Source organism: Pseudomonas asplenii (assembly GCF_900105475.1).
Classification (GTDB): domain Bacteria; phylum Pseudomonadota; class Gammaproteobacteria; order Pseudomonadales; family Pseudomonadaceae; genus Aquipseudomonas; species Aquipseudomonas asplenii.
Genome location: NZ_LT629777.1, coordinates 956,144 through 971,594, shown reverse-complemented (window position 1 = coordinate 971,594; position 15,451 = coordinate 956,144). Strand labels below are relative to the sequence as shown.

Annotated in this window: 16 protein-coding genes; 7 read left to right on the top strand and 9 right to left on the bottom strand. The window is 62.0% G+C overall.

What is annotated here, in order from left to right; all coding sequences use genetic code 11:
- The first annotated feature begins 51 nt into the window (after window positions 1–51).
- The gene (locus tag BLU37_RS04445; protein WP_010445003.1) at window positions 52–816 is read left to right on the top strand and encodes an SDR family oxidoreductase; all 765 of its coding nucleotides are present in this window, start codon (window positions 52–54) and stop codon (window positions 814–816) included.
- A 172-nt stretch (window positions 817–988) separates the two neighbouring features.
- Here BLU37_RS04445 and BLU37_RS04440 read toward each other — a convergent pair whose 3' ends face one another.
- The 7 genes from BLU37_RS04440 to BLU37_RS04410 form a co-directional block, all read right to left on the bottom strand.
- Window positions 989–2,122 (bottom strand): AGE family epimerase/isomerase, encoded by a 1,134-nt coding sequence (locus BLU37_RS04440; protein ID WP_090202613.1) that lies wholly within the window; start codon window positions 2,120–2,122, stop codon window positions 989–991.
- Window positions 2,123–2,370: 248 nt separating this feature from the next.
- On the bottom strand, window positions 2,371–2,943 hold the full coding sequence (locus BLU37_RS04435) for a HupE/UreJ family protein (RefSeq protein WP_090202612.1): 573 nt from the start codon (window positions 2,941–2,943) through the stop codon (window positions 2,371–2,373).
- Window positions 2,944–2,975: 32 nt separating this feature from the next.
- Entirely contained in the window at window positions 2,976–3,590 is a 615-nt protein-coding gene (gene ureG / locus BLU37_RS04430) for an urease accessory protein UreG (protein ID WP_010444495.1), read from the bottom strand.
- A 9-nt stretch (window positions 3,591–3,599) separates the two neighbouring features.
- On the bottom strand, window positions 3,600–4,274 hold the full coding sequence (locus tag BLU37_RS04425; protein WP_090202611.1) for an urease accessory protein UreF: 675 nt from the start codon (window positions 4,272–4,274) through the stop codon (window positions 3,600–3,602).
- Entirely contained in the window at window positions 4,271–4,771 is a 501-nt protein-coding gene (gene ureE / locus BLU37_RS04420) for an urease accessory protein UreE (protein WP_090202608.1), read from the bottom strand. The genes BLU37_RS04425 and ureE overlap by 4 nt, the downstream gene beginning before the upstream one ends.
- Before the next feature lie 192 nt (window positions 4,772–4,963).
- On the bottom strand, window positions 4,964–5,596 hold the full coding sequence (locus BLU37_RS04415; protein WP_010444503.1) for a TetR family transcriptional regulator: 633 nt from the start codon (window positions 5,594–5,596) through the stop codon (window positions 4,964–4,966).
- A gap of 176 nt (window positions 5,597–5,772) precedes the next feature.
- Entirely contained in the window at window positions 5,773–6,294 is a 522-nt protein-coding gene (locus BLU37_RS04410) for a hypothetical protein (RefSeq protein WP_090202605.1), read from the bottom strand.
- A gap of 359 nt (window positions 6,295–6,653) precedes the next feature.
- On the opposite strand from BLU37_RS04410, the gene BLU37_RS04405 reads away from it, so the two are divergent.
- Entirely contained in the window at window positions 6,654–8,723 is a 2,070-nt protein-coding gene (locus BLU37_RS04405) for an AsmA family protein (protein WP_090202603.1), read from the top strand.
- A gap of 113 nt (window positions 8,724–8,836) precedes the next feature.
- Here the strand turns inward: BLU37_RS04405 and BLU37_RS04400 are convergent, their stop codons facing one another.
- On the bottom strand, window positions 8,837–9,367 hold the full coding sequence (locus tag BLU37_RS04400) for a ferritin-like domain-containing protein (RefSeq protein ID WP_010444508.1): 531 nt from the start codon (window positions 9,365–9,367) through the stop codon (window positions 8,837–8,839).
- A gap of 208 nt (window positions 9,368–9,575) precedes the next feature.
- Between BLU37_RS04400 and BLU37_RS04395 the strand changes: the two genes are divergently transcribed.
- The 4 genes from BLU37_RS04395 to BLU37_RS04380 all read left to right on the top strand — a co-directional run bounded on the left by BLU37_RS04395 (window position 9,576) and on the right by BLU37_RS04380 (window position 12,799).
- The gene (locus BLU37_RS04395) at window positions 9,576–10,466 is read left to right on the top strand and encodes an esterase/lipase family protein (protein ID WP_090202601.1); all 891 of its coding nucleotides are present in this window, start codon (window positions 9,576–9,578) and stop codon (window positions 10,464–10,466) included.
- Between the two features lie 128 nt (window positions 10,467–10,594).
- A complete protein-coding gene (locus BLU37_RS04390) occupies window positions 10,595–10,891 on the top strand; it encodes a PsiF family protein (RefSeq protein WP_090202598.1) in 297 nt (98 codons plus the stop codon).
- A 191-nt stretch (window positions 10,892–11,082) separates the two neighbouring features.
- Window positions 11,083–11,727, top strand: a complete 645-nt coding sequence (locus tag BLU37_RS04385; protein ID WP_090202596.1) for a hypothetical protein — start codon at window positions 11,083–11,085, stop codon at window positions 11,725–11,727.
- A 61-nt stretch (window positions 11,728–11,788) separates the two neighbouring features.
- Complete coding sequence (locus BLU37_RS04380; RefSeq protein ID WP_010444519.1) at window positions 11,789–12,799, top strand: AI-2E family transporter; 1,011 nt, start codon at window positions 11,789–11,791, stop codon at window positions 12,797–12,799.
- A gap of 151 nt (window positions 12,800–12,950) precedes the next feature.
- Here BLU37_RS04380 and BLU37_RS04375 read toward each other — a convergent pair whose 3' ends face one another.
- On the bottom strand, window positions 12,951–14,216 hold the full coding sequence (locus tag BLU37_RS04375) for an Hsp70 family protein (RefSeq protein WP_090202593.1): 1,266 nt from the start codon (window positions 14,214–14,216) through the stop codon (window positions 12,951–12,953).
- Between the two features lie 283 nt (window positions 14,217–14,499).
- On the opposite strand from BLU37_RS04375, the gene BLU37_RS04370 reads away from it, so the two are divergent.
- Window positions 14,500–15,450 (top strand): DnaJ C-terminal domain-containing protein, encoded by a 951-nt coding sequence (locus BLU37_RS04370; protein WP_010444521.1) that lies wholly within the window; start codon window positions 14,500–14,502, stop codon window positions 15,448–15,450.
- Window position 15,451: the final 1 nt, after the last annotated feature.

The following is a 15,451-nucleotide window of genomic DNA, read 5'->3' as shown; positions in this document are numbered from 1 at the left end:
CATGCTGGGACTTTATTTCAGGCTGTAACCGAGCCGAGCAAGGAGAACATGATGACATCCACGTTGTTTATCACGGGCGCCACTTCCGGTTTTGGCGAGGCGTGTGCCCGCCGTTTTGCCGAGGCGGGTTGGAAACTGGTACTGACCGGGCGTCGCGAAGAGCGTCTGAATGCCCTCTGCGCCGAGCTTTCCAAGCAGACCGAAGTGCATGGCCTGGTGCTCGACGTACGTGACCGCAAGGCCATGGAAACCGCTATCGCCAACCTGCCGCCGAGCTTTGCCACGCTGCGCGGGCTGATCAACAACGCCGGGCTGGCCCTGGGTGTCGACCCGGCGCCCAAGTGTGACCTGGACGATTGGGACACCATGGTCGACACCAACATCAAGGGCCTGATGTACAGCACCCGCCTGCTGCTGCCGCGCCTGATCGCCCACGGGCGGGGTGCCAGCATCATCAACCTTGGCTCGATTGCCGGTAATTACCCGTATCCGGGCAGCCATGTGTATGGCGCGAGCAAGGCGTTCGTCAAACAGTTCTCGCTGAACCTGCGTTGCGACCTGCAAGGCACGGGCGTGCGGGTGAGCAACATCGAGCCGGGCCTGTGCGAAAGCGAGTTCTCGCTGGTGCGTTTCGGCGGCGACCAGGCACGCTATGACGCGACCTATGCCGGCGCCGAGCCGATCCAGCCACAGGACATTGCCGATACCATCTTCTGGGTGATGAACACGCCGGCCCACGTCAATATCAACAGCCTGGAACTGATGCCGGTGAGCCAGACCTGGGCCGGGTTCGCGATCGAGCGCAACAAGGCCTGAGACTCGTTTGTGGTGAGCGGGCTTGCCCGCGTCGGGCCGTGAAACGGCCCTGAAACCAGCCGCCGGGGTACATACATCCGGAGTAACGAGTTCGAAGGCTTTGGGGCGGCCTTGCAGCCCAGCGCGGGTGAGCCCGCTCACCAAAGCGAGTGGGCTCACAAGAGGAGGCGGGTCAACGCAGGTAGTCGGCCAGGCCGTAAAGGCAGGTCGCCAGGTGATAAGGCGTGGTTGACGGCATATCCATGCGGCTGACCAATGCGTTGGCATCCAGGCATTCATGCCAGCCGCCTTTGTGCATGAAGTGGGTGTGCAGGACCTGAAGTTGACGCTGCAGGCGCGCCGAGTTATCCACACGCAGGGTCAGCGCCCGCAGGTATTCGGCCTGGGCCCAGATCCGCTGGGTGGTGTCGTTCGACGTCCCATCGATGTTCAGCATCGCGCTGACGGCGCCGCTGTGCGGGTCGACACCGGTCCGCTCGGCATACTCGAAAGCCCGCTGCATTGACTGATGCAGAGCGCTCCCGCGCAACACGGGGGAGGACTCGAGCAGGAACAGCCATTCGAATTGATGACCCGGCTCGAACCAGTTATCCACAGTGCCCAGCGGTTTTTCCAGCATCACGCCGTGCTGGCGGTCGATAAAGCGTTTCTGCAGGGCTGCGGTCAGTGCCAGTAGGTCGCGTTGTACTGCGCCATCTTCGCGGGCCGACAGCGTTGCCAGGAAGGCTTCGGCCAGGTGCATCAGCGGATTCTGCAGGGGGCCGCTGCCCAGCGACGACCAGTCGCGTGCCAGGCTCGCCTCGTACAGGCCGTCGCCAGTGGCGAAGCGTGCGGCGATGACCTCCAGGGCCGCATTGAGCACCGATTCCACCAGCGGTTCACGGACCTTGGCCCAATAGTGGGCGCAGGCGAACAGGATGAACGCGTGGGTATAGAGGTCCTTGCGGGTGTCCAGCGGTGCACCCTGCGGGTCGATGCTGTAGAACCAGCCGCCGTGTTCGGCATCGTGGAAATGCCTTTGCAGCGAACGGAACAGCGCGGCGGCGCGGGTACTCGCGTCGGGAAAGGCATCATCGCCGATCAGACTGGCGAACAGGTACAGCTGCCGGGCGCAGGCCATGGCGCGATAGCGTTGCGGCGGCAGCGGACGATGCTCCGCGTCCAGCGCCTCATAAGGCAGTGCCAGCTCGGCATTCCAGCCGGGGCCTTGCCACAGGGGCACGATCACCTGGCGAAAGTGCTGTTGCACGGTGGCGAACAGACGCTTCAATTCGGGAGTGGCGGCAGAGCTGGAAACATCAGGCATCGGCAGGAGTCGTCGGACAGGAGTTTGCGCCACATGGTAGCAGGCGATTTGTCGTCGTGTCAGATACGTGGTTTGTGCTGGATCGGTATGGTGGAGCGGACAAGTATGTTTGCCACTAGCGATTGGGTTGCTTCATTCGCGGGCAAGCCCTGCTCCTACAGGGCATGGTGTGACGCGGGTCCGCGTTCGACAGAGATCCTGCAGGAGCCGGGCTTGCCCGCGAAGGGGCCAGTCAGGTCACCCTGAGCTCAGCCCGCCAGCAACCATACGCCGGTCGCCGCCGACGCTGCCCCGGCCAGGCGTACCAGCGGCGCTGCCGCCTGCGGCAACACCCGCACCAGCGCATAGCCCAGGGCGTGCAGGGTTGCGGTTGCCAATACGAAACCAGCGGCATAGGCCCAGGGGCTGGACATATCCGGCAGTTCCAGGCCATGGGCCACGCCATGGAACAGCGCAAACAGTGCCGTCGCGGCCATCGCCAGGCTCACGGGGGGGCGTACCGCCAACGCCACGGCGAGGCCGAGCGCCAGTACCGAGGCCGCGATGCCACTTTCCAGGGCCGGCAGTTGCAGGCCTTCGAAACCGAGCAGGCCACCGATCAGCATGGTGCCGACAAAGGTGCAGGGCAGGGCCCAGCGTGCCGTTCCTTGTTGCTGCGCAGCCCACAGACCCACCGCGAGCATCGCCAGCAGATGATCGATGCCTCCGATGGGATGGCTGATACCTGCAACCAGGCCGCTGTCGCCGTGGCCGGGGTGAGCGAAAGCCATGGCGGGTGCCAGCAGCAGGGTCAGGACGGTAAAGATTTTCTTCAGGGACATGGAGCAGTTCCTTGTTGTTGAAAGCGGGGACATCACGCAGCGGTCAGCAGACCCTGGCGTTCGATGAAGGCGACGATGGCGTCCAGGCCGTGCCCGGTTTTCTGGTTGCTGAACACGAACGGCTTGTCGCCGCGCATCCGGCGGGTATCGCCGTCCATCATTTCCAGTGAGGCGCCCACCAGCGGTGCAAGGTCGATCTTGTTGATCACCAGCAGATCGGACTTGCAGATCCCCGGGCCGCCCTTGCGCGGCAGCTTGTCGCCGGCCGATACATCGATCACATAGATAGTCAGGTCGGAGAGTTCCGGGCTGAAGGTCGCCGACAGGTTGTCGCCGCCCGATTCCACCAGGATCAGGTCCAGGCCCGGGAAGCGCCGGTTCAACTGGTCCACCGCCTCCAGATTGATCGAGGCGTCCTCACGGATCGCGGTATGCGGGCAGCCACCGGTTTCCACGCCGATGATCCGCTCCGGCGCCAGGGCCTGGTTGCGCACCAGGAAATCGGCGTCTTCGCGGGTGTAGATATCGTTGGTGACCACCGCCAGGTTGTAGCGATCGCGCAGGGCCAGGCACAGGGCCAGGGTCAGGGCGGTCTTGCCGGAGCCGACGGGACCGCCGATACCGACACGCAGGGGTTGTGCGTTCATCTTGCTCTCCTAGGAACGAAACAGGCGGCTGTACTGGCGCTCGTGGGCCATGCACGCCAGGGACAGGCCGAAGGCGGCGCTGCCGATGTGTTGCGGGTCCTGCTCGCTGGCGGCCTGCTGCGCCTGTTGCAGCAGCGGCAGCAGCTCACTGGTCAGGCGCTGCGCAGCCTGCTGGCCGAGCGGCAGGGTCTTCATCAGTACCGCCAACTGGTTTTCCAGCCAGCTCCAGAGCCAGGCGGCCAGGGCGTCCTGCGGGCTGATCTGCCAGGCGCGGGCGGCCAACGCCCAACCGAGGGCCAGGTGCGGTTCGGGTTGGCGAGCGAGGAAATCACGGGTTGCCGGATCGAGTTCAGGCAGGCCGGCGAGCAGTTGCTGCAGCGAGTAGCCCATCTGCCGGCTTTCCAGATACAGCTCGCGGGTTTCGCGGCTGGCCCGGTGGTCTTCGGCCAATTGCTCCAGGCGCTGCCAGTCGGCCTCGGCTGCCGCCGTGCAGTGGGCCAGCAACAGTGGCGCTTCGAAGCGGGCGAGGTTGAGCAGCAACTGGTCGCCAATCCAGCGTCGAGCGCTGGCCGGATCATGTACCCGAGCCTGTTCCACGGCCATTTCCAGACCTTGGGAATAGCTGTAGCCGCCAATCGGCAACTGCGGGCTGGCCAGGCGCAGCAGCGCCCAGGCCGGATTCATGTGCGCACACCAAACTGGTGCAGGCGTGGCGGATAATTGAAATCTTCATCACCATGCCGGGAGTGGTGATGACCGCCGCCGTAGGCACCGTGCTCCGGTTGGAAGGGGGCCTCGAGGGTTTCGGTGTGGGCGCCGAGCTGTTCGAGCATGGCCTTGAGCACGTAATCGTCGAGCAGGCGCAGCCAGCCGTCGCCGACTTGCAGGGCGACATGGCGGTTGCCCAGGTGATAGGCGGCACGGGTCAGTTCGAAAGCATTGGCGCAACTGACATGCAGCAACTGCTCGGGGCGGGCGCAGACTCGCACGATACGGCCATCCTCGGCCTGCAGGAACTCGCCGTCGTACAGAGGTGGCTGACCCCGCTCAAGGAATAATCCCACGTCTTCGCCAGCGGCACTGAAACAGCGCAGACGGCTTTTGCTGCGCGCCTCGAAGTTCAGGTGCAGCTCGGCGGTCCAGGCGGATTGGGGGTCGATTCTGCGATGAATCACCAGCATCGGGAGGCTTCCGGCAATGAGCAATGCGATGAGCTAGAGCAAGGGGCTTGCCAATCGGCCGAAACCTGGGAAATGCCTGTCAGAAAGCGCCGTACGCCTGAAAAAGGAGCGTAGCGGTGTTTCTGGATGTTTCAAGATGGTGCGCGATGAGTTTTCATGAGCATTTGCAGTGCATGCAGGCTGTCCTGAGGGTCACTCGGTACTCCCGAGCCCCTGCCAGTGTTTCAACCCGATGAAGATGAAACGCAGTTGCTGGGTGATCTTCGCTTGTGGTGCCAGGTACTCGGGTAGCGGCTCCAGCGGCGGGTCGGTGATTTCCGGCAGGGTGGCGAACACGCTCTTGACGATCAGGTCGGCCATCACCGCCAGTCCTTCGGTGCTCAGATGCTGCAGTTTAGGCATCAGGGCCAGGTCGGCGGCCAGATCCGAACTGATGTTTTCGCGCAGGCGAGCAATCGCCTGGCGCACTGGTAATGATCCGCCGTACTGCTCGCGGGCGAGAAAAAGGAACTGCGAGCGATTCATCGCCACGACATCGAGGAAGATTCGCACCGAGGCATCGATGATTCCGCCCATGACGAACTCGTTGTGTCGGACCAGCCGGATGGTTTCCCTGAAGGTTTGGCCGACTTCGCAGACCAGCGCCAGGCCGAGTTGGTCCATGTCGTCGAAATGCCGATAGAAGCCGGTTGGCACGATGCCGGCGGTTTTCGCCACTTCGCGCAGGCTGAGGCTGCCAAACCCACGGCCACCGTCCATCAGATGGCGCGCTGCGTCCATCAGGGCATGACGGGTCTGTTGTTTCTGTTCGGCACGGGGCAGCATCGACGGGACGTTTTCTGAGGGATATGGGCAGTGCACTCTAGCAAATCAGCTTTGCTGGCGTCGAACAGCCGGCAGGTATAGGTGGTAGGTGTAGGCGTTAGACAAGATGAATCGAGGTTCCTGAAATGCCAAAGCCCGATCCACTGGACCGGGCTTTGTTCCAGGCCATCATGGCCTTAGCTCAAGGCTTGATGACGTTCAGCCAGGCGATCAGCACCACCTTCGGTGATCAGATTTTTTTCTTTCAGACGGTCGTTACCACCTTCGGCCAGGGTCTGACCCAGAGGAGTACGGTCACTGCCATCTTCGGCCAGGGTTTGACCCAGGGGAGTGCGGTCGCTGCCGTCTTCGGCCAGAGTCTGACCCAGAGGAGTACGGTCGCTGCCATCTTCGGCCAGGGTCTGACCCAGAGGAGTGCGGTCGCTGCCATCTTCGGCCAGGGTCTGACCCAGAGGAGTACGGTCGCTGCCATCTTCGGCCAGAGTCTGACCCAGTGGAGTACGCTCGCTACCGCCTTCTGCCAGAGTTTGGCCTTGTGGGGTACGTTCGCTACCATCGGCAGCCAGGGTGTTCAACGACTGGCTGACCGTAGCGTGACTGGCTTGAGCTTGTGGCGCAGCCTGTTCGCGTGCTGGCAGGGCATAGGCGTTGGCGGTCAGAACGGCAAGGGTGAGGCTGAGAAGTAATTGGCGTTTCATGATCAGTTGCTCCGTTGGAGGGCGATAAAGTGGGTACGGAGCTAATGTTACCCTTGCAAAATCGATATAAAAGTTCATAAGGACAATGTTAATAATCAACGGAATTGATTGTTCCGGGCGAGGTGTCTAGCCCGGGCCCTACAGAGTGTTACCCGTGCTCCGTGATGGGTGTTTTCTACTCAGCACTGCTTCAGGAAGGGGCAGCATGGGAACGAAAAATGGATGAATCGGTCAGCTTTGGCCCGCTTCGATTTCCCGGTTGATGGCTTTTTGCATTAAACCTTGCCGGGGTTTTACCAGTCGTAAAGGTATATCGCGTCGCTTTTTGGACGTTCAGCCGCTATCAGGAGCCTCGTGCGATGACGCGCACTCGAAAAATCTTCCTCTGGGCCGGCGTCAGTCTGGTCCTGCTGCTGGCAGTGCTGGTGGCGATCATCGCGTTCTTCGATTGGAACCGGATCAAGCCGCCGATCAACGCCAAGGTTTCAGAAATCCTTCATCGTCCCTTTGCCATCCAGGGTGACCTGTCGCTGCGTTGGCAGCGTGAGCCCGATGAGGGCGGCTGGCGGGCCTGGTTGCCCTGGCCTCACGTGATTGCCGAAGACCTGACGCTGGGTAATCCGGACTGGTCGAAAAATCCGCAGATGGTCACCCTCAAGCGCGTCGAACTGCGGCTCGCGCCGTTGCCCTTGCTGGCCCAGCGTGTGGTGATTCCGCGTATCGACCTGACCGAACCGAATGCCAGCCTCGAACGCCTGGCCGATGGCCGAGCCAACTGGACGTTCCAGTTCGATCCCAAGGACCCGAACGAGCAACCCTCCTCCTGGGTGGTGGACATCGGTGCCATCGGTTTCGACAAGGGCCATGTCACCCTGGATGACAAGAGCCTCAAGACCCAGCTCGATCTGCTGATCGACTCGTTGGGCAAATCGATTCCGTACGGCGATATCGTCGGCGACAGCGCGGCGAAGAAGGCTCTGGAAAAAGGCTCCGCGCCGCAGGACTATGCGTTCGGATTAAAGGTCAAGGGCCAGTACCACGGCCAGAATCTCGCCGGCAGCGGCAAGGTCGGTGGCCTGTTGGCACTGCAGGATGCGGCCAAACCGTTTCCGGTGCAGGCCGATGTGAAAATTGCCGATACCCGGATTGCCGTCGCCGGCACCCTGACCGATCCGCGTAACCTCGGCGCCCTGGACCTGCGCCTGAAGCTGGCGGGCAACAGTCTGGGCAATCTCTATCCCTTGACCGGCGTGACCCTGCCGGACTCGCCCGCCTACGAGACCGATGGTCACCTGATCGCCAAGCTCCACGAGCCGGCGGGGGCGACCTTCAAGTATGAGCAGTTCAACGGCAGGATCGGTACCAGCGACATCCACGGCGATCTGTCGTATGTCGCCGGCCAGCCCCGGCCGAAACTCAGCGGCGTGCTGGTGTCCAATCAGTTGCTGATGGCCGACCTCGGGCCGCTGATCGGCGCGGACTCCAACGCCAAGCAGAAGGCCCGTGGTGGGGAAAGCAAGCAGCCAGCGGACAAGGTTCTGCCGGTGGAGGAGTTCCGCACCGAACGCTGGCGCGACATGGATGCGGATGTGGAATTCACCGGCAAGCGGATTGTCCACAGTGCCGAATTGCCCTTCACCGATCTTTACACTCATCTGGTGCTCACCGATGGCGAACTGAGCCTGGAACCCCTGCGATTTGGCGTGGCCGGCGGCAAGCTCGATGCGCAGGTGCGCCTCAACGGTCGCGTCACGCCGATGCAGGGGCGGGCGAAGCTGACCGCGCGCAACTTCAAGCTCAAGCAACTGTTCCCGACCTTCGAACCGATGAAGACCAGTTTCGGTGAACTCAATGGCGATGCCGATATCAGCGGCACCGGCAACTCGGTAGCGCGTCTGCTGGGGACTTCCAATGGTGACCTGAAGATGCTGGTCAACGATGGCGCTGTCAGCCGTGGCCTGATGGAAATTGCCGGGCTCAATGTCGGCAACTACGTGGTGGGCAAGATCTTTGGCGACAAGGAAGTGAAGATCAACTGCGCGGCGGCCGATCTGGGTATCAAGAGTGGTCTGGCGACTACCCGGCTGTTCGTTTTCGATACCGAAAACGCGATCATTTACGTCGATGGCACGGCCAACTTCGCCAATGAGCAACTGGATCTGAAGATCAATCCGGAATCCAAGGGCTTCCGCTTGTTGTCCCTGCGCTCGCCGCTGTACGTACGGGGCAAGTTCATCAAGCCTGATGCTGGCGTGCAGGCGGTGCCACTGCTGTTGCGTGGCGCGGGCATGGTGGCGTTGGGGGTGATCGCTGGACCGGCGACTGGATTGCTGGCGCTGGTGGCTCCGGGTGGCGATGTGCCGAACCAGTGCGCGCCATTGCTGGAGCAGATGAAGTCGGGCAAGGCGCCGCGGACAGTCAGGAACTGACAACGGCCGGATAGGCTTTACCTGTAGGCGCGTGGCTTGCCCGCGAAGCTTTTGGCGGCCTTGAGGGCCTATTCGCGGGCAAGCCACGCTCCTACATGGAGTCGAGCAGTGTTCTACAGATCCTTCAGGATATCCGCCATGTCATCGGCATGTTCTTCCTCCTGGGCGAGGATGTCCTCGAAGATCCGCCGTGTGGTCGGATCCTGGTCGCCGATGAACTGGATGATCTCGCGGTAGCTGTCCACCGCAATCCGTTCGGCGACCAGGTCTTCGTAGACCATTTCCTTGAGGGTCTTGCCGGCCACGTACTGGGCGTGGGAGTGCTGGGACAGCAGGTCCGGGTTGAACTCCGGTTCGCCGCCCAACTGCACGATGCGTTCAGCCAGCCGGTCGGCGTGCTCCAGCTCCTGGTTGGCGTGCTCGAGAAACTCATCGGCAGCCACGCTGGCCTTCAGGCCGGTGGCCATGAAGTAGTGACGCTTGTAGCGCAGCGTGCAGACCAGCTCGGTGGCCAGCGACTCGTTGAGCAGACGCAGGATCTCATTACGGTCGGCCCCGTAGCCTTCGGTGACCGCACCGTTTTCGACGTTCTTGCGCGCACGTTCACGCAGGGTGGTTACATCGGACAAATGCATATCGCTCATCTCGATCTCCTGACTGATCCGGTTAGGGCGCCTCGCTCTGCTGGCGAGATCGCTACCCAGGGTGTGAGTGGTGCGAGAGCGGAAAAGTTTTATCCGATTGTTGCTGCAAGGCTGACAGAACACCGGATGTCGTCGTGTTGTCATCTTCAGTGTCGATGCTTTCGAGCCTGGCCTAGGCTCTATTCGTACCCTGTCATGGATGCTTCCGATGTCGCAAGAACTCGCCACGCGTTACCCCTTGGTGCTGGTGCCGGGCATGCTCGGGTTTATCCGGTTGCTGTGGTTTCCCTATTGGTATGGCATCACCCCGGCGTTGCGTGCGGGCGGCGCGACGGTATTTCCCGTGCAGGTTTCGCCGCTGCATTGCAATGAGGTGCGTGGCGAGCAACTGTTGTTGCGGATCGAGCAGATCCGTCGTGAAACCGGTGCGCAAAAGGTCAACCTGATTGGTCACAGCCAGGGCTCGCTGACCGCGCGTTACGCGGCGGCCCGGCGCCCGGAATGGGTCGCGTCGGTGACCTCGGTGGCCGGGCCCAATCACGGCTCGGAACTGGCCGATCATTTCCACCGGCACTATCCGCAGACAAGTGCCCGTGGGCGCCTGCTGACCTTCGTGCTCTGCGCCGTCGCGCGATTGATGGGCTGGTTGGAAACCGGCTACCGGGGACCGGCCTTGCCGATGGATCTGAGCGCTTCCCATCACTCACTGACCAGCGACGGCGTTGCCCTGTTCAACCGCCAGTACCCGCAGGGGCTGCCGGACAGTTGGGGCGGGCAGGGCGCCGAATGGGTCGATGGCGTGCGTTACTACTCCTGGTCCGGGATTCTGCAGCCTGGTATCACCGATCGTGGGCGTAACCTGTTCGACGGCACCCATCGCAGTTGCCGCTTGTTCGCCAAAACCTTCATTCGCGAGGCCGGGCAGTGCGATGGCATGGTCGGGCGCTACAGTTCGCACCTGGGGACGGTGATCGGCGACGACTATCCCCTCGACCACCTTGATATCGTCAACCAGTCACTGGGCCTGGTGGGCAAGGGCGCCGAGCCGATCCGGCTGTTCGTCGAGCATGCGCAGCGGCTCAAGGCCGAGGGGCTTTAACGGGGCTTGCCCAACCCGGAGCGGGTGATGCCGATTTCCTTCGAGCGTGGCGGCTGGAGGTGTAACGGGGTTTGTCTACACTGGATGGGTAGCCGTGCCCATCGGCGCGGCAACCAGGAGAAAACTCCATGAACATGCTGCGTATCCCTTTGTTGTTGGCAGGCCTGTTGCTGTGTTCCCAGGGCTTTGCCGCCACTGCTGCCCAACAGGCTCAGCAGGACAAGATGAAGAGCTGCAACGCCGAGGCCACCACCAAGACCCTCAAGGGCGATGAACGCAAAGCCTTCATGAGCACCTGCCTGAAAGCCGCCAAACCCGTCACCCAGCAGGACAAGATGAAAACCTGCAACGCCGACGCCACCACCAAGGCTCTCAAAGGCGATGAGCGCAAGACGTTCATGAGCACCTGCCTCAAGAACAAGTAACCCTGCCCGATCAGGCCTTCACGCCAGCCTCTGGAGGCCTTCGGCTATTTCCTGCCGATTAGCGAAGTCCCTGCACTTCATGCGGCCTATTTGGTTATGATCCAGCCCGATAGTGGCGTTTGGTTATCATGCGCTGCGGACAAGGGGGCTCCTTCCTCTGGGTATCCAGTGCGGAACATGGGGGATGTGTCGTGAAGAAAATCGTCTTGTTCCTGCTCGTCCTGTCCCAGCTCGGTTGCAGCGGTGCGCAACTGCGGAGTTGGGTGCCGGATCTTCGCCTGCCTCCCCGGCCTGAAGAAAAACCGCTGGTGGTGGATGCCGAGCATGCGAAAGTCATTCTGCAGGTTGCCGGGGATACCTCCAATCCGGTGCTGTTCCTGTTCCGGGGCGGGAGCGATCCGCAAGAGGACTTGAAAGAGCTGGGAACGCTGGTCAAGCCCTCGAATTGGGGCTGGCGTCGTAGCCGGCAAGAGCTGCAGGTCGATCCCGGCCAGCGGTTCGAGTTGCGGGGCGCTTCGCACGTCTATGGCCGCAAGCCGGCACCGGGCTATGTCAGTGAATACACGACGGAGAAGAGGTTCAATTATGAGCGGAACAAGTGGGAGGAAACACGGGTGAGCAACCCGATGGTGTCGACCTCCTACAACTGCGGCCCCTTGGGCAGTATCTTTGTGCCACAGAAGCAGAAGGTCTATCTGGTGGAGTTCAGCTTTATCCACGACGGTGATCAATGCCAGCAGCAGGTTTATGATGTCACCCAGGCCGGGCAGCGCATCCCGGTGACGCCGGTGGATTACTTTTTCCCCTCGTTTGCCGAGGCGTCCAAGTCCCCCTAGTCCTGCCGGTGGAACGCTGGCAGACTGCCTATCCTTTAGCTGCATTTTGTTTTGAGGCTGTATGTCGGCGTTTTCCCAGCGTTACGTAGTCTTGGCCAGTTTGATCATCGTCTGTGGTGGCTTGCTGATGGTGTTGCCGCTGCGGCTGTTGCCGAGCTTGTTGGCCGGCCTGCTGGTGTTCGAGTTGGTCAACATGCTAACGCCCAAGCTGGAGCACCTGATTGCCGGGCGGCGTGCGCGCTGGCTGGCGGTGGCGCTGCTGGGCACCCTGATCGTCAGCGTGCTGACGCTGATCTTTGCCGGCGCCATCAGTTTCCTGCTGCATGAGGCAGAGAATCCCGGCGCTTCGCTGGGCAAGTTCATGCAGGTCGTGGACAAGGCCCGTGGGCAACTGCCGCCGTTCATCGATGCCTATCTGCCAGCCAGCGCGGCGGAATTCCAGGTGGCGATCAGCCAATGGTTGAGCAAGCACCTGAGCGAGTTGCAACTGGTCGGCAAGGACGCGGCGCACATGTTCGTGACGCTGCTGATCGGCATGGTGCTCGGGGCGATCGTCGCCTTGCAGCATGTCTCGGATGTCAGCCAGCGCAAGCCCCTGGCGGCAGCCCTGTTCGATCGCCTGCGGCTGCTGGTGCAGGCGTTTCGCAATATCGTCTTTGCGCAGATCAAGATCTCGGCGCTCAACACCGCGTTCACTGCCGTGTTCCTCGCGGTGATCCTGCCGCTGTGCGGGATCAAGCTGCCGCTGACCAAGACCCTGATCGTGCTGACCTTCCTGCTCGGCCTGCTGCCGGTCATCGGCAATCTGATGTCCAACACGCTGATCACCATCGTGGCCCTGTCGCTGTCGATCTGGGTTGCGGTGGCGGCGTTGGGCTACCTGATCTTTATCCACAAGCTGGAGTATTTCCTCAACGCGCGGATCGTCGGCGGGCAGATCAGTGCCAAGTCGTGGGAACTGCTGATGGCGATGCTGGTGTTCGAGGCCGCGTTCGGCTTGCCTGGCGTGGTGGCGGGGCCGATCTACTACGCGTACCTCAAGAGCGAGTTGAAGCGGGTCGAGCTGGTCTGACCCCGCGCCGGGTTTGCAGGAAGCCGGCGATGCGGCGATCCGATTTGCCTGCGAAGCTGTTGCCGATTCTGACGTCGCTTTCGCAGGCAAGCCTTGGTCCTACAGGTCATCGGTATTCGATAGGTCCGTGCTCTTTTCCACGGACTCAGGATCAGCCGTAGCGCTTGCGCGCATCGATCGCCAGGCCGCTGCCGATGCTGCCGAAGATGTTGCCTTCCACGTGCCGCGCATTCGGCAGCATTGCCGCGACGCTCTGGCGCAACGCCGGAATGCCGCTCGAACCGCCGGTGAAGAACACCGTGTCGACCTGCTCGACAGCGACGTTGGCATCTCCCAGCAACTGAGTGACGCTCTGGCGAATCCGCTCCAGCAGGCTCTCGATCGACGATTCGAACAGCACGCGACTCAGGTCCACGCTCAGCCCTGCGTCGATGCGATCCAACGGCACATGGCGGCTCTCGGCGTGGGTCAGCTGGATTTTGCTCTCTTCGACTTCCATCGCCAGCCAGTGCCCGGCGCGTTGCTCGATCAGCTTGAACAGCCGGTCGATACCGGCGGTGTCCTCGATGTCGTAGCGCATGCTGCCCAGGGCCAACTGGGACTTCTGCGAGTACACCGAGTTGATGGTGTGCCAGGTCGCCAGGTTCATGTGGTGGCTGGTGGGCATGTAGGCGCCGCTCTTCATCCGGCTGCCGTAGCCGAACAGCGGCATCACGCCTTGCAGGCTCAACTGCTTGTCGAAGTCGGTACCGCCGACGTGCACGCCGCCGGTGGCCAGGATGTCGTCGTGGCGGTTGTCCAGGCCCCGGCGCTCTGGCGACAGGCGCACCAGCGAGAAGTCCGAGGTACCCCCGCCGATGTCGACGATCAGCACCAGTTCCTCGCGCTCGATGGTCGACTCGTAGTCGAAGGCCGCCGCAATCGGTTCGTACTGGAAGGACACGTCCTTGAAGCCGATCTTCTTCGCCACATCCACCAGGGTGTCCTCGGCTTCCTGGTCGGCGACCGGATCGTCATCGACGAAAAACACCGGTCGACCCAGCACGACCTGTTCGAACTCCCGACCGGCGGTCGTTTCCAGGCGGCTCTTTAGTTGGCCGATGAACATGCCGAGCAGGTCCTTGAACGGCAGGGCGGTGCCCAGCACGCTGGTGTCGTGCTTGATCAGCTTGGAGCCCAGGAGGCTCTTGAGCGAGCGCATCAGGCGGCCTTCGTAACCTTCCAGATACTCGTGCAGCGCCAGCCGGCCATAGACCGGGCGCCGTTCCTCGATATTGAAGAAGACCACCGAAGGCAGGGTGATCTTGTCGTCCTCCAGCGCGATCAGCGTTTCCATGCCGGGGCGCAGCCAGCCGACGGTGGAGTTGGACGTGCCGAAGTCGATGCCGCAGGCACGTGCCGCAGAGGCGTTTTTCATATCTTTCGAGTTCCGGTGAAAAAACGGCCGCGCAGTGTATGCCAGTCGAGCGCGGAATCGAAGGCCGGTTATCCGTTGAATCGTGCAGGGACGACTTGAAAGGTGCCTGATTACCCCCAAACTTGTTGTCACAGGTTCGTGTTGTGTATCGGCGATGACAAGAAATCACCGACACGGCCGATAAACTTCAGGCGCCCCGCCCAGTCACAGCCTTGAGATCGCCAAAGGCCCATGCTGTGTCCTGCCGAGCGGCGCGATATCGATAATGCAGGGTGATCCCTAGATGGACTTCAAAGACTACTACAAGATCCTGGGTGTCGAGCCCACGGCGGACGACAAGGCGATCAAGGCCGCGTACCGCAAGCTGGCGCGCAAGTACCACCCCGATGTCAGCAAGGAAAAGGACGCCGAGGCCAAGTTCAAGGACGCCTCGGAAGCCTACGAGGCGCTGAAAAGTGCCGACAAGCGCGCCGAATACGATGAGTTGCGCAAATACGGCCAGCATGGCCAGCCGTTCCAGGGGCCTCCAGGTTGGCAGGGACGTGGTGGCAACGCCGGGTTTGGCGGGGGCGGTGGTGATTTTTCGGACTTCTTCAGCTCTATCTTCGGCTCGCGCGGCGCCGGATTTGGTGGTGGACAACCAGGTCGCAGCGCCGGCCGACGAGGGCAAGACGTGGAAATGGAATTACCGATCTTCCTGGAAGAGAGCCTGGCCAACGAGTCGAAGAAGGTCACCTTTCAGGTGCCACAGTACAACGCCGCTGGCCAGCATGTGAGCAATACCAGCAAGAGCCTGAACGTGAAGATCCCGGCCGGGGTGACCGATGGCGAGCGCATTCGCCTCAAGGGCCAGGGCGCGCCGGGTGTCGGCGGCGGGGCCAATGGCGACCTGTACCTGACCATTCGTTTCGCACCCCACCCCAAATTCGATGTCGAAGGGGAGAACCTGATCATCACGTTGCCGCTGGCACCGTGGGAGTTGGCGCTGGGCACCGAAGTGGCGGTACCGACCCTGACGGGTAAAATCAATCTGAAGGTTCCCGCCGGCAGCCAGAACGGCCAGCGCATGCGGGCCAAGGGCCACGGCCTGCTGAACAAGGCCGGGCAACGTGGTTATCTGTTCGTGCAACTCAAGGCGGTCATGCCCAAGCACAGCGACGACGCCGTGAAGGCGTTGTGGCAGGAACTGGCGAAGAAGGCCGCATTCGACCCGAGAGAACAATGGAGTAGCTGAT